At 57.5% G+C, this 16,931-nt stretch carries 12 protein-coding genes and 1 pseudogene; 6 read left to right on the top strand and 7 right to left on the bottom strand.

Annotated elements, in window-relative coordinates:
- Positions 1 to 50 precede the first annotated feature (50 nt).
- The 3 genes from fepD to D9980_RS12565 are packed head-to-tail and all read left to right on the top strand — an operon-like array spanning position 51 to position 2,948.
- The gene (gene fepD, locus D9980_RS12555; protein ID WP_121607458.1) at positions 51 to 1,124 is read left to right on the top strand and encodes a Fe(3+)-siderophore ABC transporter permease; all 1,074 of its coding nucleotides are present in this window, start codon (positions 51 to 53) and stop codon (positions 1,122 to 1,124) included.
- Position 1,125: 1 nt separating this feature from the next.
- A complete protein-coding gene (fepG, locus tag D9980_RS12560; protein WP_121607459.1) occupies positions 1,126 to 2,151 on the top strand; it encodes an iron-enterobactin ABC transporter permease in 1,026 nt (341 codons plus the stop codon).
- Complete coding sequence (locus tag D9980_RS12565) at positions 2,148 to 2,948, top strand: ATP-binding cassette domain-containing protein (RefSeq protein WP_021807045.1); 801 nt, start codon at positions 2,148 to 2,150, stop codon at positions 2,946 to 2,948. Before fepG ends, D9980_RS12565 begins: the two co-directional genes overlap by 4 nt.
- Before the next feature lie 153 nt (positions 2,949 to 3,101).
- Here D9980_RS12565 and D9980_RS12570 read toward each other — a convergent pair whose 3' ends face one another.
- From D9980_RS12570 to fes, 5 genes are all read right to left on the bottom strand, one after another.
- Positions 3,102 to 4,523, bottom strand: a complete 1,422-nt coding sequence (locus D9980_RS12570) for an FKBP-type peptidyl-prolyl cis-trans isomerase N-terminal domain-containing protein (protein ID WP_121607460.1) — start codon at positions 4,521 to 4,523, stop codon at positions 3,102 to 3,104.
- A complete protein-coding gene (locus tag D9980_RS12575) occupies positions 4,520 to 4,951 on the bottom strand; it encodes a hypothetical protein (RefSeq protein WP_121607461.1) in 432 nt (143 codons plus the stop codon). Before D9980_RS12575 ends, D9980_RS12570 begins: the two co-directional genes overlap by 4 nt.
- 252 nt (positions 4,952 to 5,203) lie before the next feature.
- On the bottom strand, positions 5,204 to 9,151 hold the full coding sequence (locus tag D9980_RS12580) for an enterobactin synthase subunit F (RefSeq protein ID WP_238393713.1): 3,948 nt from the start codon (positions 9,149 to 9,151) through the stop codon (positions 5,204 to 5,206).
- Between the two features lie 41 nt (positions 9,152 to 9,192).
- The gene (locus D9980_RS12585) at positions 9,193 to 9,399 is read right to left on the bottom strand and encodes an MbtH family NRPS accessory protein (RefSeq protein WP_121607463.1); all 207 of its coding nucleotides are present in this window, start codon (positions 9,397 to 9,399) and stop codon (positions 9,193 to 9,195) included.
- A gap of 10 nt (positions 9,400 to 9,409) precedes the next feature.
- The gene (gene fes / locus D9980_RS12590; protein ID WP_121607464.1) at positions 9,410 to 10,762 is read right to left on the bottom strand and encodes an enterochelin esterase; all 1,353 of its coding nucleotides are present in this window, start codon (positions 10,760 to 10,762) and stop codon (positions 9,410 to 9,412) included.
- Between the two features lie 307 nt (positions 10,763 to 11,069).
- On the opposite strand from fes, the pseudogene D9980_RS12595 reads away from it, so the two are divergent.
- The 3 genes and pseudogenes from D9980_RS12595 to D9980_RS12605 all read left to right on the top strand — a co-directional run bounded on the left by D9980_RS12595 (position 11,070) and on the right by D9980_RS12605 (position 14,614).
- Positions 11,070 to 13,366 (top strand): annotated as a pseudogene (locus tag D9980_RS12595) (TonB-dependent siderophore receptor).
- Positions 13,367 to 13,564: 198 nt separating this feature from the next.
- Positions 13,565 to 14,113, top strand: coding sequence for a nucleotidyltransferase family protein (locus tag D9980_RS12600; RefSeq protein ID WP_121609015.1), 549 nt, complete (start codon positions 13,565 to 13,567; stop codon positions 14,111 to 14,113).
- A 51-nt stretch (positions 14,114 to 14,164) separates the two neighbouring features.
- Positions 14,165 to 14,614, top strand: coding sequence for a FlxA-like family protein (locus tag D9980_RS12605; RefSeq protein ID WP_024485232.1), 450 nt, complete (start codon positions 14,165 to 14,167; stop codon positions 14,612 to 14,614).
- 37 nt (positions 14,615 to 14,651) lie between these two features.
- On the opposite strand, the gene D9980_RS12610 is transcribed toward D9980_RS12605, so the two are convergent.
- A complete protein-coding gene (locus tag D9980_RS12610; protein ID WP_021178683.1) occupies positions 14,652 to 14,867 on the bottom strand; it encodes a DUF3820 family protein in 216 nt (71 codons plus the stop codon).
- A complete protein-coding gene (gene ligA / locus D9980_RS12615) occupies positions 14,867 to 16,888 on the bottom strand; it encodes an NAD-dependent DNA ligase LigA (RefSeq protein ID WP_121607465.1) in 2,022 nt (673 codons plus the stop codon). Before ligA ends, D9980_RS12610 begins: the two co-directional genes overlap by 1 nt.
- Positions 16,889 to 16,931 lie beyond the last annotated feature (43 nt).

The raw sequence follows: 16,931 nt of genomic DNA on the forward strand, positions 1-16,931 counted from the left end.
ATCAATAATGATAATAGATATCATTGATATTCAGTTAACAATGGGCTGTCATGTTCCGGCTTACACCTAATTGCTCTCCTCCGCTTCCTGACCGCAGGGGCATTCTGTTTCTGGGGTTATCCCGCTCCTTCTGGCAACGCCTGTTTGGCCTGCTGTGCGCCTTTGCCGTGCTGCTGCTGGTGATGATGCTCAGCCTATCGCTGGGGGCTAAATCCATTCCTTTCAGTAACGTCGTCGCCGCGCTGAGCGGCCAATGCAGCGGCGCAGACTGCGTCATCATTACCGAAGCACGTCTGCCACGCACGCTGATCGGCGTATTGGCTGGCATCGCGCTCGGGCTGGCTGGCGCGCTGATGCAAACCCTCACCCGCAACCCGCTGGCAGACCCTGGTATCTTGGGGGTTAACTCCGGGGCAGGTTTCGCCGTGGTGTTGGGCATTACCTTCTTTGATGCGACCAACGTCAGCCAATATCTGTGGTTCGCCTTTGCCGGTGCGCTGTTTGCCTCGCTGTTGGTGGCGCTGGTAGGCGCAATGGGCGGCAGCCGCGTTAATCCTGTGCGCCTGACGCTGGCCGGGGTGGCGCTGGCCGCTGTGCTGGAAGGGATGACCACCGGCATCGCTCTGCTCAATCCTTTGGTGTTCGATCAACTGCGTTTTTGGCAGGCTGGCACACTGGACATTCAGAATATGGCGGTAGTGCGCAGCGTCGCATTGCCAATCCTGCTGGGCACGTTGATCACCCTGTGGCTTAGCAAGGCGTTGAACAGCTTGAGCATGGGGAGTGAGCTTGCAGCGGCACTCGGCACCGGAATTATTCGCACCCAGTTGCTTGGCCTGTTAGCTATTACGCTGCTGTGTGGTGGAGCTACCGCCGCCGTTGGTCCTATTGCCTTTGTCGGGCTGATGATGCCCCACATTGCCCGGCGGCTGGCGGGGTCAGAACTCAACTGGATGCTGCCCTGGACGCTGGTTTTAACGCCAATCCTGCTACTGAGCGCTGATTTACTGGGGCGCTTTCTGGTCGCGGGGGAACTGCGGGTCTCCATCGTACTTTCCCTGATCGGCGCGCCGATGTTGATTATGTTGGTGCGCCAGCGCCGTATGTTCCGGCGGGGAGGATAAGATGAGCCTGTTGGTTTCCCGCCAGATCCTCGCCAAAAAGCCGTTTCGGCTGGCGCGTCCTTTGGCAACTGCCCTGCTGTTGTTATTCGCCTGCCTTGCGCTGGCGGTTTATGCCCTCGGTTCTGGTACCTTGCAGCTCAGCGCTGCGCAGGTGATCGACGCGTTACGCGGCGAAGGCCCGGCCAATCTTGCGGTGATCGTCACCCAGTGGCGTTTGCCACGTGTGGCCATGGCTTTACTGTTGGGGGCAGCGCTCGGCCTCAGCGGTGCGATTTTCCAGTCACTATTGCGTAACCCGCTCGGCAGCCCTGACGTGATTGGTTTCAATACGGGAGCCTATAGCGGCGTGCTGGTCGCCATCGTGCTGTTTAACAGCAGCGTTATCGGCATTACCTCTGGGGCGTTGGCCGGTGGCCTGCTTACCGCCGGGGTGGTTTATCTGTTGGCCTGGAGCAACGGGGTAGAAACCTTCCGCCTGATTATTGTCGGGATTGCCGTTCGTGCCCTGCTGCTGGCCGCCAATACCTGGATGATCGTCAGCGCCTCATTGGAAGCGTCCATGACCGCTGGGCTGTGGAACGCCGGTTCTCTCAACGGCATCACCTGGGCGAAAAGCCTGCCGGTGCTGGCGGTGCTGCTGCTGGCGTTACTGGTATTGCTGACGTTGACAAGGCGCATGCGGTTGCTGGAAATGGGGGATGACACCGCCTGCGCACTCGGCGTTGGGGTTGAACGCTCCCGGCTGTTGTTGTTGTTGGTCGGCGTGATACTAACCGCTGCCGCCACCGCCGTAGCCGGGCCGATTTCCTTTATTGCCCTGGTCGCCCCGCAAATTGCCCGCCGCCTGTGCGCCAACCAGCATGTCTTGCTGCTCACCGCGCTGACCGGTGCCCTATTATTGCTGGCGGCCGATGTGGCAGCGCAGCGCCTGTTTATGCCTTATCAGTTGCCGGTCGGCGTGTTGACCGTCAGCATCGGTGGCATCTATCTGATTTGGTTACTTATCCGTGAGTCACGAAAAAAATGAATGCTGAAACTCCGTTAACCGCACCATTGCGTGCCGAAAACCTGACGCTGAGCTACGACAAGAAAATCGTCGCACGCGATCTTTCAGTGTCTATTCCTCACGGCGAACTGACGGTCATTATCGGGCCAAACGCCTGTGGTAAGTCCACGCTGCTGCGCACCCTCAGCCGCCTGATGCAACCGCAGGCGGGTTCAGTGTGGCTGAACGGCCGACAAATCCGCGAATATCCCACCAAGGAAGTCGCACGCCAACTGGGCCTGTTACCGCAAAGTTCGATTGCCCCAGGTGATATCACGGTGTTCGATCTGGTTGCCCGTGGCCGCTACCCTCATCAGAGCCTGTTCAGCCGCTGGCGCGACGAAGATCAGCAGGCAGTGGAACAGGCCATGCGCTCAACCGGCGTGGCGCAGTTGGCCGATCAACCCGTCGATACCCTTTCCGGTGGCCAACGCCAGCGGGTGTGGATCGCCATGGTGTTGGCCCAGCAAACGCCGCTGCTGCTGCTGGATGAACCGACCACTTGGCTGGACATCACTCACCAAATCGATCTGCTGGAGCTGCTGCGCCAGTTGAACCGGGTGAATCATTACACGCTGGTAGTGGTGCTGCACGATCTCAACCATGCCTGCCGCTATGCCACCCATCTGATCGCCATGCGCGACGGCAAAGTGGTGGCAGAGGGTGCGCCAAAAGACATTGTTACGCCGGAATTGATCGAGGAAGTTTACGGGTTGAAGTGCGTGATCATCGACGATCCGGTCTCGCATACGCCGCTAGTGGTGCCATTGGGGAAATAGCAGCCAGCAAACTCACAATGAAAAATCAGGCCACCGGCTGATAGCCGATGGCTCTACTGAGACTTCATCACCGAGAGCGCGCCAGCCGTCTAACTAACTATGGCCGTGCAAGGTTGAAAAACCTTTACGCAGGCGGCCACCGTCGAACTCTATTTACTTGGCAGGCGCGACATCCAATACCGTTACGTTATAGACCATGGTCGATCCCGGCAGGATATCAGGGGGCAGACCTTTATCGCCGTAAGCCAAGCTTGGCGGTACGACCATCGTGATACTGCCGTGATTTTGCAGCTTCGAGATCGCCGTTCTGAATATCGGTGGATAGCTGCTCAGTAACTGGGTGACCGAGGTGCCTGCCGCCTGCATATCCTTGATGACTTTACCGTTGATCAGGCTCTCTTTTACCGCCACGCTGACCATGTTGTTTGCGCCAAGAGCCCCCTTTCCGGTCTTATCGATCCGGTAAAAGTAGCCTAAAGCCTCTTTTTTCACCTGTTTTTGCTTGGCAAACTGCTCGATGTAACTTGCGCCTGCCTTTTCGGTGTCCAACTTTTGCTGCTGTGCATTACGTTGCACCAACTTTTCGCTGGCATCCAACGCCTTGTCGATCTGCTCCGGTTGCAGCTTGAGCTTACCCGCGAAGGTATCTTGCACCCCCGCCAGCGCCAGACGGCTGTCCACTTCAACCCCCTGAGCCGCCCGCTGTTTGAGCAAGGCCAACATGTCTTCTGCCAGTGAACTGCCGATGGCATAATCACGGATCTCAAGCTCTGACTTCGGCTCTATGATTTCTCGAGGCTGCGTAGCCAACTGTTGCTGCAGCCGGCTGTTTTCCGCCTGTTGCTGTTCGTTGGCTACTTTCAGCATCGTCAGTTGGTTGTGCAGGCTTTCATCCAGCGCAAGCTGCAAGATGGGTTTAGCTTCAGCTTTCGCAGATAACTCGGCCAACGCCTTTTTCGCTTGCTCGGCCTGTTGACGGCTGTCGTTCAACTCTGCCTGCAACGCCTTGTTTTCCTCGCTATTATCGGTGTGTGCTTTGGCCAGGGCAGCCAACTGCTTCTGCAACGCCGAGCTCTGTTGGCGGCTTTGGTCCAGCGCCTGCTGTAGCCTACCGTTTTCGTTGGAGTTCTCACCTTTAGCCGTCGCCGCAGCCACCATATCCTGCTGCATCTGATCCGTCGCCTGCAAATTCTCCTGCAGGGTCTTTTTCAACTGGCTAACCTCGGCGCGAGCATCCGCATCCTGCTGTGCTGCCTGACGCAGTTGCTGCAACTCTTGGTCCCGTTGGGCAAGGGCAGCATTCAACTGTTTGATTTGCGCTTGCAGGGGAGATGACTCGCGGGTCTTGGTATTGGTGGAAGGTTTACTCACTTTCCTTTCTACAGGAGGGCTGATCTCATTCAGTTGTGAAGGGCTCAACAGCAACAACGCCGGAGCCTCACTCTCTTGGCTGGTGATCGCTTCCAAGGCCTGGATGGTACTGGCCCTGTTATCCTTGAGTTGCTCTGCACCCAATGCGCCGCCCACCGGCAACGTCAGGCTCAAGGCCAAACCATACTTTAACCCCAACTTCATTTCACGCTCTCCATTTTGCGGATCAGTCCGTTAAGCAAGTCTTGCCCGATCTGTGTACACAACTGATTGGTTTTATATTTATACAGTGCGTCTACCGTATTTTTGGTCAATGCGTTCACATCACCGCGTACCCCGCTGTAAAACGAGGCGTTGGCCAGCAGACTGTCAAAATTGGCCTTCCTGACTGCATAGGTCCGAGGACTAACGGTTTGCAACGCGGCAAGATCGCTCTGACACCTGCTTATAGGCGTCGGTTCTTGCGGGGATGGCGGAGTCTCAACGACAACAGGCGTAGGCTCCGCAGTTGGTGTGACAGACGAGGTGACCGGGCGTTCATTCGCGCAGCCAGCCATCAGCAGGACATTGCTGATGATCAGACAGGCAAGCAGTGACTGCCGGTATCCACGGGTTTTCTGTAGCTGTTCCAAATTTTATTCCTTCCTGACTGGATAATGTCCGTCACCGCTGCCCGTGCGCACGCGGATCGCCTCCATTGGCGGGCAATATTGCTATTGCCCGGTTGGGATGATAAGACAGGTCATACTTGGTGGCAACAGCAACAGGGCAAGTGCCGCGTTAGATCTCCTGCCACCTATCGCAGACACTCCGCCAGGAAATGTTTTTTCAGCGAGAACGGCTCACGGTCGTTTTTAACCTGCAGTTTGCACATGGCATGACGGCTACAGTGCCCGCAACACCCGGTTTAACAAGGGTCCCAACACCTTGAACGAAGCCGGTGAAACGATATCCACATGTGCACAATCCAGCTCAAACACCTGCAACGCATCGACATATTCTGCCCAGATCTGCTGCACATCCATGCCTGCTTGCAAGGTGCGCTTGGCCACAAATAGCGTCGCTTGCCCCTGGAAATGCGCCGTATGGGTGTGTGACAACAGCCTGACCGAATCCGCGTAGTTGGCTTCGATATTGTCAAACATCGCGACACGCGCCTCGCCCAGCGCCGGATCGAGCGTATCTTCTGATACCGCCAGGAACTGCTCACGCTCGCGCTGCACCTCTTTGAGCACGTTGTCGTCCAGCATCACGTCCCAGTTCTGGGTTTCCGGCGGATAGGTATCCAGCAAGCCAAGAAAAGCCACCTCCTCCCCACGCGCCTGCAAACGCGCTGCGATACCTTGCGCCAACGTTCCCCCCAGGGAATAACCGATAAAGTGATACGGGCCGTGTGGCTGTACCTGTAATACCGTGGCCAGATGCGCATCGCAGACCTGATCCATATCCTCACCCAACGCCAATGGGCCATCCGGGCGTGGAGACTGAATGCCCACCAGCGACCAATGCTGATCGATATAACGCGGCAGCACGCTGAATTGCCAGGAGAAACCGGAAGCCGGGTGCAGGCAGAACAGCGTTGGGCCTTCGGTAACGCGCAGCGGCAACACGCTGTCGAAACCGCATTGGTCGGCCTCTTCCTGCGTGCGTTCTTCCGCCAATAGTTGTGCCAGTTGCTCTACTTTCGAAGCGACCATCACCTGACCGACCGATACCGCTTTACCCAGATCGCGCCGCAACTCGGCGGCCAGGCGCATCGCCAGCAATGAATGCCCGCCCAGGGCAAAGAAATCATCATCGGCAAATACCTGCTCGCGCTGGAGCAAACGGGCAAAGACTGCGGCAATCTCGCTTTCCAACCCGGGTTCCGGCTCGCGTCCGGCCTTTCCAGCACCGGTTTGCGGCTGTGGTAAGGCTTTGCGATCGAGCTTGCCGTTGGCGCTGAGAGGCAACTCGGCCATTTCAACCAGGGCGATCGGCACCATATGCGGCGGCAAGCGATCGGCTAGCGCAGCACGTAGGGCTTCGCTATCCAGATGTACGCCGGGCTGTGGAACTAGATAGCCCACCAGTTGCCGGGCATCGCCGCCCATTGCATCAACGACAGTGCCCTCCAATACCAAGGCATGAGCCACCGCCTGACTCACGCCCGGCAATGACAGCAGGGCGTGGTCGATCTCACTGAGTTCAATCCGCTGACCGCGAATTTTCAGCTGATCGTCGCTGCGCCCCAGATATTCTACCGCGCCGTCTGGCAGCCAGCGGGCGACGTCACCGGTGCGATACATCCGGCCACCGTTGCCCTGCGGATCGGCGACGAAGCGGCTGGCGGTCAGATCCGGCCTGGCCAGATAACCATGAGCCAGTTGCACGCCGGTCAGATATAGATCGCCTGCTACACCCGGTGGCACTGGGCGTAAGCGCGCGTCGAGAATACGTAAACCGGTATTCCACACCGGCAATCCGATGGGGACGTTAGCTCCGGTAACCGCCGCAAGGGCGTCACCAAAGGCCGGATGCCAGGTCACATCCACCGCCGCCTCGGTAGGGCCGTAGAGGTTATGCAACGGCACCTGAGTGCGGCTCTGCCACAGGCGGCACAGCTCTGCCGGTAATGCTTCACCGCTACAGAACACCTGACGCAGTGGCTGGCAATGGGCGATGGCGGTTGTGCTGTCCAAAGCACCGACAAAGGCCGCTAGCATCGAAGGAACAAAGTGCATGGTAGTGACGTTATGCCGATCGATTAGCATTTGCAGTTGCTGAGGATCGCGGTGAGCCTCCGGCGGTGCCATCACTAACTGCGCACCCACCATCAGTGGCCAGAAGAATTCCCACACCGAGACGTCAAAGCTGCACGGCGTTTTTTGCAGCACCACATCGTCTGCCGCCAGCGGATACTGATGCTGCATCCACAGTAAACGGTTAACGATGGCCTGATGCCCAACCAGCACGCCCTTCGGCCGCCCGGTTGAGCCGGATGTGAAGATGATATAGGCCGGATGATGCGGCGTCGGGCCTTGGATCGCGCTCGGTGCAGCAGCGGAGGCTACCAGTGGCGCATCGTATAACAGCACTTCCCCCTGCCCCACAAAACGCGCCTGCTGGGAGGCATCGGTGATAATCAGGCGTGGGGCCGCGTCTTCCAGCATCATGCTGAGGCGCTCATCTGGATAGCCGGTATCCAGTGGCAAATAGGCCGCTCCCGCTTCCACTATTGCCATTAACGCCAGCGATAGGAAGACCGAGCGCGGCAATGCCACCGCCACGATGTCGCCCGGTTGCACCCCCTGAGCCACCAAATGTTGGGCAAGGGCGATCACCTGTTCGCGAGTTTCGCGGTAGTTGAACCGGTAGTGTTCATCGGCCAGCGCCGGGGCATTCGGGGTTTTATTCGCCTGCTCAGCCAGCAGACCACTAAGGGTCTGTGCTGCTACCGGGTAAGCGGTGTCGTTCACTTTGGCCAGCAAGGCGTGATCTTTTTCACTCAGCAAATCGGCTTCGCTTACCGGCAATGTCGGTTGGCTCGCAAACTGCCGCAGCAACAGTGGCAAGCGCTGTAAGTGCTCCGTCAGTTCGGCCAACTGATAACGCTCGGCATTGGCCAATAGCTCAATCTTCAGCGTGCCAGCCTCGTCGATAAACAAGGCGATTTCCAAATCACGCACCGGGCCAGAAGCCAGATCGTGGGTGATCCCTTTGATACCGGCAAAATCGAGCTGGTAGTCGAACATCTTGAAGTTGAAGACGGTGCCATACAGCGGCTGGCTGTCGCCAATACGCCCCAAATCGCGCTGTACCTGTTCGGCATCATAGCGCTGATGGCGGCGGGCAAACTTCAGTTCACGACTGATTTGCGCGGCGATATCGGCTAGCGTTGCCTGCGGCGCGACGTGCATTTCCACCGGCAGCACGTTAATCACCGGCCCGGTGGCACAAAGCGCAGCCGAACCCATGCGGCGCATAAAAATAAACCCGGCGCTGTAGTGGGTTTGCCCTGTCAGACGAGCCACCCACACGGCCACCAGCGCCATCGCCATATCGGCTGCGCTGAGCTGCTGTTGCTGGCCCAGGCTGACCAGTGGCGCAAGATCCTGCGCGGCACATAACTGTGCCAAGCGGTGAATACGCGTCGAGGGTGCTTGCCCGGCCAACGGTTGTGGGCAGAGGGTGGCTGGCGTGGGCAACTGCCGTGCCTTGTTCAACCAAAAATCGGCATCACGCTGATAACCTGGAGATTGCTGGTATTGCTGATATTCCGCCACCACATCGCTAAAAGGCGTGAACGGCGTCGGTTCCGGCTGCTCGTGCTGATATAGGCGGGTATAAATATTGGCGATACGGCGAGCGATGGCGGTAAAGCTGAAACCATCGACCACCAGATGGTGGTAACGCTGATACCAGAACCAGCGATCGTCGGGCAAACGCATCAGGATATGGCGATACAGCGGTTTACCGCTGCTCACTCGCAATTCGGCACCAAGGTCGATCTGCATCAGCGCGTGGGCCGCCGCCTCTGCATCCGCCGAGTCGCTTAAATCAATCCATTCCGGCGCAGCCAACGGCATCGTGGCGTCGTAATACTGCATCGGCACACCGTCACGCTCAACGAAACGCAGCCTTAAGGTATCCACTTCAGCCAGGCCTAGTGAAATCGCCTGTAGCAGTTGGTCTTTATCCAGCGGGCCGTTCAGTTCGATATAATGGGCGACCGCATAGGCATTGCCGTAAGGTGAAATTTGATCGGCAACCCAAATACCGGGCTGCGCGGCCACCAATGGCAATTCAACGGTAACCTGTTGCCCGGTGGGTAAAATAGAGGTTTCTGACACGACGTTCGCTCCTGTTGTCGGTTCTTGCTGCTGCGTCTCCATCACGCCTTACGCAGTGATGCGGGCCGCATATCCTGCCAATTTTGTTCTAGCCAGTGCACACAGTGCTCCCGGGAAGCCGGGCCAAAAACGCTGACCCAACCGGCCGGGATGGCGCTGAAATCCGGCCACAGGCAGTAAAGCAGTTCTTCATTACGCAGGACGTAGCAAATTTGCTGCTCGTCATCGAACGGGTTTAAGGTTTCCATTACTTGCTCCTTACGCATGAAAAGGGTTGGCGGACGGCTTCAATTCGGCACGGCGGTTGGCCAGCTCCGACCAATGCGCCTGCAGACCATCGAGTAAACCACCACGCCAGCACAACGCATCGTGCCCGCCCTCCACCAGCCGATATTGCACCTGATGCCCGGTTTCACTTAACAGGGCCGCCATACGGTCATTCACCCGGTGGACCAGCTTTTCATGCGCCCCGGCCTCTAAAAACACCTTCAGCTTACCGCACGCGCCCAACTGCCCGTCTTCTACCTGGCGGATCAACCAGCAGGCATCCTCGGGCACGGTGGGCAATTGCAACATATCGCGGCGGGGCCACCAGAACGAGCCGGACTGGCTGATGGTGGCACCAAAATATTCCGGCCAGCGCAGGCCAGCATAGAGCGACCCCAAGCCACCAAAGCTTTGCCCAGCTACCACGGTGTTGGCAGCCTCACGGCTGTGCGGTGCCCAGTCGGCCAATTGCGGTAATAACTCTTCCTGTAGGGCCAACCAAAACTCATCGTTGCAGGTCAGTTCCCGTGCGCGGTGTTGCTGGTCGATCACGTCGATCAGCAGGTAGACCGCCTCCGGTAGTTGGCCAGTACGCGTCAGTTGCATCAGCGGATCCCAGACCGGCATCTGATTGGCCCAGAATTGGCCGTCCAGCAAAATAGCCAATGGCCGCGCCGCCGGGTTACTTTCACCGGTGGAGTAGATCCAGACGTGGCGGGAGGTTCCCAGTCGTTGGCTATGCCAGGTATGCCGTTGCAGTTTGGCAGGAGGTGCAGGCGTACAGCGCCCGCTGGTCACGGCATAGTTGTCAAAGTCCCGCCAGGCTGGTTGTTGGGGAGCCTGTGGCATATGCAGGCCGGAAAGCGTGTGCCCCCCGACTCCAGGCCAGGCGCGGTAAGGATTAAGCAGATCGTGAGTTGCGCAGGCAAACACCTGATGCCACCAGTGGCGAATAGAAAGCATGTTGGCGTGGGAATTGTCCCCCTGCGGTTCGAAGGGACGATCCTCCATGCAGGGGATAAAACAGTAGCTGCCGCGCCAGTCGCCTTGCAACTCGGTTTGCCAATACCAGACGTCCGAGCCTACAAGCCGTTGCAGGCTCTGCGGGGGAGATGCTTGATGATGATCGGTAAGGCAGTTGATATGGATCCAGACTCGTTGATAAGCCGAGGTCAGCTCACTTCCCTGAGGGTCGCGCCACAAGAACGTCACCTTCCATCGCCCATTATCCTGCGGTTCCACTAAAGGGGTGCCACGCCGGGCGATATCCAGCCACCAACCGTGGCTCCCTGCATGCTTGCTCGTCAATAACGTACTGCTTGCTGGTTGTTGTTCAGTTTTCAAAACGCCCACTCATTGTGTTGTTGGCAAGGCACGCCGTGCGACTCACCGGTTCCCAAATGCCAAACGGCATAAGGAATACTATTGATAATTATTTGCATTTGCAATAGTGTATAGAGGCTCGAAATAGAGCGGGCATTCTTCAACAGGGATGGATGCCGAATTATTGAGCGGGATCTTGCTGCCAGTCAGCCTGGCCTCTGGGTTTCGTTACTATTTTCGACTACACAATAAAACTACAACAAACCGTTCCGTTACCGGTTGTCACACAGCGCCGCATCAGGAAGGGTTGTTAGGTAGGAACCTCAAAATGAATCGGAAGTTATCTCGTTATTCTTTAGCCACACTCATCGGGTTAGGATTGGGCACGTCTGCATTTTCCGTTACGGTCAATGCCGAGCAAACGGCCACCCCCTCAGACAGCGCCGCGCTGGCTGAGAAAAGCAAAAAAGAATCCGCCTCTGAAGATGTCATCGTCGTCACCGCCGCCAAACAAAACCTTCAAGCTCCCGGCGTTTCCACCATCACTGCCGAAGAAATCAAAAGACGCCCTCCCGCTCGTGATATCAATGAACTGATCCGTACCATGCCGGGGGTCAACCTGACCGGTAACTCCACCAGCGGCCAGCGGGGCAACAACCGCCAACTCGATATTCGTGGTATGGGGCCAGAAAATACCCTGATCCTGATCGACGGTAAGCCGGCCAGCAGCCGAAACTCGGTGCGCCAAGGCTGGCGCGGTGAGCGTGATACCCGTGGCGATACTGCCTGGGTGCCGCCGGAGATGATCGAGCGTATCGAAGTGCTGCGTGGCCCAGCGGCTGCCCGCTACGGTAACGGCGCGGCAGGTGGCGTGGTCAACATCATCACCAAAAAAGCTGGCCAGGACCTGCACGGTACACTGAACGGTTATTTCAACGTACCGCAGCATAAGGATGAAGGCGCAACCAAGCGTACCGATTTCAGCCTTTCCGGCCCGTTAAGCGATCAGTTGAGCTTCCGTCTGTTCGGTGGCTACAGCAAAACGCAGGCCGACGCCTGGGATATCAACCAGGGGCATCAGTCCGAACGTACCGGGACCTATGCCAATACTCTGCCTGCCGGTCGTGAAGGGGTGGTCGACAAAAATATCGATGCCTTGCTGAGCTGGGAATTCGCCCACCTGCAGACCTTGGATTTCCAATATGCCTATGGCCGCCAGGGTAACCTGTACGCCGGGGATACCCAGAACACCAACACCAATGCGCTGGTGCAGAGCAACTACGGTAAAGAAACCAACCGTATGTATCGTGAAACCTATGCGGTCAATTATCGTGGCGCATGGGATAGCGGCGTTAGCACCAACAACTACGTCCAGTTTGAACGCACGCGCAATACCCGTTTAGCCGAAGGGTTGGCCGGGGCCTGGAAGGGATCTTCGCCAGCGACAGTTACAACACCACCCGTCTGGACGATTTCCTGGCCCACAGTGAAGTCAGCATTCCGTTCGATATGTGGGTGCCGCAAACCGCCACGCTGGGTACCGAGTGGAACCAGCAGAAGATGAAAGATCCTTCTTCGACCACCCAGTCGCTGACCGGTACGAATACCGGGGGAGCGATCCCTGGTACCGATAGTAGCAACCGCAGCCCGTACTCCTCCGCGGATATCTTCTCGCTGTTTGCCGAAGATAATATCGAGCTGACTGATACCACAATGCTGACTCCAGGCCTGCGTTACGATCATCACTCCACGGCCGGCAACAACTGGAGCCCGTCACTCAACCTGTCACAGGAATTGGGCGATCTGTTTACCCTGAAAATGGGTATTGCTCGCGCCTACAAAGCACCCAACCTGTTCCAGAGCAACGGCGATTATATTCTCTACAGCAAAGGCCAGGGCTGTGCCGCCAGCGCGACGGGGGCCGGCTGCTATCTGATGGGTAATGACGATCTTAAGGCCGAGAACAGCATCAACAAAGAGATCGGGCTGGAATTCCACCATGAAGGCTGGCTGGCAGGCATCACCTACTTCCGTAACGATTACCGCAACAAGATCGAAGCGGGCTATTCGCCAATGGCCTCTAACTCCAGTAAAACCGATATCTATCGCTGGGAGAACGTGCCTAAAGCGGTGATCCAGGGTCTGGAAGGCACGTTGAACGTGCCGGTGAGCGAAACGGTAGCCTGGAACAACAACGCCACCTACATGATTGAGAACGAGAATAAAACCACCGGTGATTACCTGTCGATTATTCCCAAGTTCACCATCAACTCAACCTTGAGCTGGCAGGCCACACAGGATCTTTCTTTGCAAACCACCGCGACCTGGTACGGCCGTCAAAAGCCGAAGAAATACAACTACCGTGGGGAGCCAACCACTGGGCCGGAAACTCGTGAGGTCAGCCCTTACGCGATCTTTGGCCTGAGCGGCACCTACGCGTTGACTAAAAATGTCAGCGTGACGACGGGGATCGAGAACCTGTTCGACAAACGCCAGTTCCGTTCTGGTAACTCGCAAAACGTGGGTAACCCAGTCACCGGGGCAGTCAATATCTATGGTGCCGGGGCAGCAACCTATAACGAACCGGGCCGGACTTACTTTATGAGCCTGAACACCCAGTTCTGATCATGGCTTTGACCTGACCTCAACCGGCTTGATCTCGGGCGCGGCATGCAGCGCCCCTACAATTCAGCCACAGAGCCAGTTTGTCATCAATCTCAGCGCGGCGCTTATGCCGCGCTTTTTTTTGCCATTTTCGCCATCACGCCGCCGCCCGTTTCGGGTTACAGTAGCGGAAACAAATGAGCATTGATGGCACTATTGATGACACCTCAGCAACAAATTATTGATTGGTTACGCCAAGATAGCGAACGTATGCAGGCCTTATGCACCGCCCGGCGGCTCGGGCTGAACGATTGGTGCCTGGGTGCGGGCTTCGTGCGTAATCTGGTGTGGGACCGGCTGCATGGTTTTACGGCCAGCACACCGCTCAACGATATCGATGTGATCCATTTCGACTCGCGCCATAGCGATGCCGAGCGCGACCAGATGCTGGAGTCGCGCCTGTTGGAGTGGTCGACACAACCCTGGTCGGTAAAGAATCAGGCGCGTATGCACCTGCGTAGTCACCGCGCGCCCTATCGCGACAGCGAAGACGCCATCAGCTATTGGACGGAGATCGAAACCGCCGTGGGTGCCAGATTGCAAGCCGATGGCAGCATCCAGCTCGTCGCCCCTTTTGGCCTACAGGCGCTGTTCAACCACAGCATCACCTTCAACCCTAAGAGCAACAACCTGGCCGCTTTCGAACAGCGCGTGGTGGAGAAACAGTGGCTCGAACTCTGGCCACAGCTAAAGCTGACGCCAAGGTAAAGTTTTGCCGCGATTTGCCGATACCTCTGACAAGCTACCTGGGAGGATCGCATGTCGACCAACATTACCATGATTGTGCCCATCAAGAACCCGATTGCCGGAGTCCGTGAGGTGTTCACCGCCACCGGTAAAGGCGGGGCTGCACTGATGTCGGCACCGGTTAACAATGCCCCTGAAGGGGGGAAGGCCAAGAAAACCGAGACTGATACACCCGTGGCGCCAAAAGATAGCAGCGCGGCCTCGCGTATTTCAGCGCTATTTAAGCAGATCCAGAATCTGCAGCAAAAACTCGTTGAGCTGCAAAACTCGGATGGCGATGCCAAACAGATCGAGCAGCAAAAACAGCTGATCATGAGCCAGATCCAAATGCTCCAGGCTGAGATCGCGCGCATTCAGAAACAAGAAATGGAAAAGCAGCAGGAAGAGCAGATGGCCAAGGCCATGAGCGGTGATGGCGTCAACCGCCCGACCGCCGCCAACGCCGTGGACGTTTATATCTAGACGATGAAGGGCGCAACATGGCGTTACGCCCATCGACTCAGCTTTTCTTCAGGGGTTTGATCAGGTGATCCAGCCCTTCAATTTTAATCGCCAACGTCATTTCCATCAGCATTCCCAGCCTGCCGTTGGGGAATTCGCCCTTACGGGCGAACCACAGCAGATACTCTTCCGGCAGGTCGATCAGCACCCTGCCCTGGTATTTGCCAAAGGGCATCACGGTGTTGGCGATTTCGATCAGGTTCTCTTTTTCCATCAGGCCCCCAGCAGGCGGATCATCTCCGCCTCGTCGATCACCTCGATCCCCAGTTCCTGTGCCCTGACCAGCTTGGAGCCAGCGGCCTCACCGGCGATCACCAGATCGGTTTTCTTGGATACGCTGCCGCTGACCTTGGCCCCCAGCGCGGTCAGCCGATCTTTGGCTTCATCGCGGGAAAGTTGGCTAAGAGAACCGGTCAGTACCACGGTTTTACCGGCAAACGGGCTGTCGATCTCTTCGGCGACCACGACGATCGGAGCAGGCCAGTTAATGCCGATTTCCGGGCTGATCAGCTCGGCGATCACCTGTTGGTTATGTGCTTCAGCAAAGAAGTTCACCACGTGGCTGGCTACCACTTCGCCCACGTCCGGCACCTGTTTCAACGCGTCCAGATCGGCCTCTCGCAGCTTCTCCAACGAGCCAAAATGCGCCGCCAGTCCGGCTGCCGTGGCCTCTCCTACCTCACGAATACCCAACGCATACAGGAAGCGCGCAAAGGTGGTCTGTTTGGCGGTGGTCAAGGCATTGACCAGATTCTGTGCCGATTTTGGCCCCATGCGATCCAGCCCGGTGAGAATACCGGCGGATAGACGGAACAGGTCGGCTGGCGTTTTGACATATTCTTTATCGACCAGTTGTTCGATGATTTTATCGCCCATGCCGTCAACGTCCATCGCCCGGCGGGAAACAAAGTGCTTCAGCGCCTCTTTACGCTGGGCACCGCAGATCAGCCCGCCGGTACAGCGCGCAATGGCTTCGCCTTCCACCCGCTCCACATCGGAACCACACACCGGGCAATGCAGTGGGAATACCACTTCACGCGCGTCCTGCGGGCGTCGATCTTCAATCACCCCGACCACTTTGGGGATCACATCCCCGGCACGGCGCACGATCACCGTGTCGCCTATGCGCAGGCCAAGGCGTTCGATTTCATCGGCATTATGCAGCGTGGCATTACTGACGATCACCCCGGCCACCAATACTGGCTCAAGGCGTGCGACCGGCGTAATCGCACCGGTACGCCCGACCTGGAACTCCACTTCACGCACCACGGTGAGCTGCTCTTGCGCCGGGAATTTGAACGCCGTAGCCCAGCGCGGCGCACGAGCAACAAAGCCCAGAGATTCTTGCAGATCGATATCGTCGATCTTCACCACCACGCCGTCGATATCAAAACCAAGATTGATGCGGTCCTGCTCTACCTGGCGGTAAAACGCCAGCACCTCATCGCTACCGGTGCAGAGCTTAACGCGATCGCTCACCGGCAAGCCCCAGGCTTTGAACTGCATCAGGCGTTGCCAATGGCTGCGTGGCAATTCGCCTCCTTCCAGCAGGCCAACACCGTAGCAGAAGAAGGTCAACGGGCGCTTGGCCGTGATACGCGGATCAAGCTGACGCAGCGAGCCCGCCGCCGCGTTACGCGGGTTGGCGAAGATTTTGCCGTCTTTGCGGCGCGCCTCTTCGTTCATCTGCTCAAAGCCGGCATGCGGCATAAAGACTTCGCCACGCACTTCCACCCGGCGTGGAATATTGTCACCGGTCAGGCGCAGCGGGATGGCACGGATAGTGCGCACATTAGAGGTGATATTTTCCCCGGTGGTGCCATCACCACGCGTGGAGGCTCGCACCAGCTCGCCATCTTCATACAGCAGGCTGACGGCCAGCCCGTCCAGCTTCAGCTCACAGCAGAAGGTCAGCGGCTCGCTGCTTTTCAGGCGATCCAGCACGCGCTTGTAAAACGCCAGATAGCTCTCTTCATCAAAGACGTTGTCCAACGACAGCATCGGCACTTCATGGCGCACCTGATCAAACGCCGCCAAGGGAGCGGCCCCGACGCGCTGCGTCGGTGAATCGGCGGTGATCAGTTCAGGATGGGCCTCTTCCAGCTCACGCAGCTCACGCATCAGGCGATCGTATTCCGCATCCGGGATCTCCGGCGCATCGAGTACGTGATACTGATATTCGTGATGGCGCAATGAGGTGCGTAGTTGATTGATTGTTTCGTTAATCGAAGCCATGGCTCACCATCAAAGATAAAAAACCCCCGGCTGGCGGGGGTTC

The organism is Serratia sp. 3ACOL1 (genome assembly GCF_003668775.1).
Taxonomy (GTDB): Bacteria; Pseudomonadota; Gammaproteobacteria; order Enterobacterales; family Enterobacteriaceae; genus Chania; species Chania fonticola.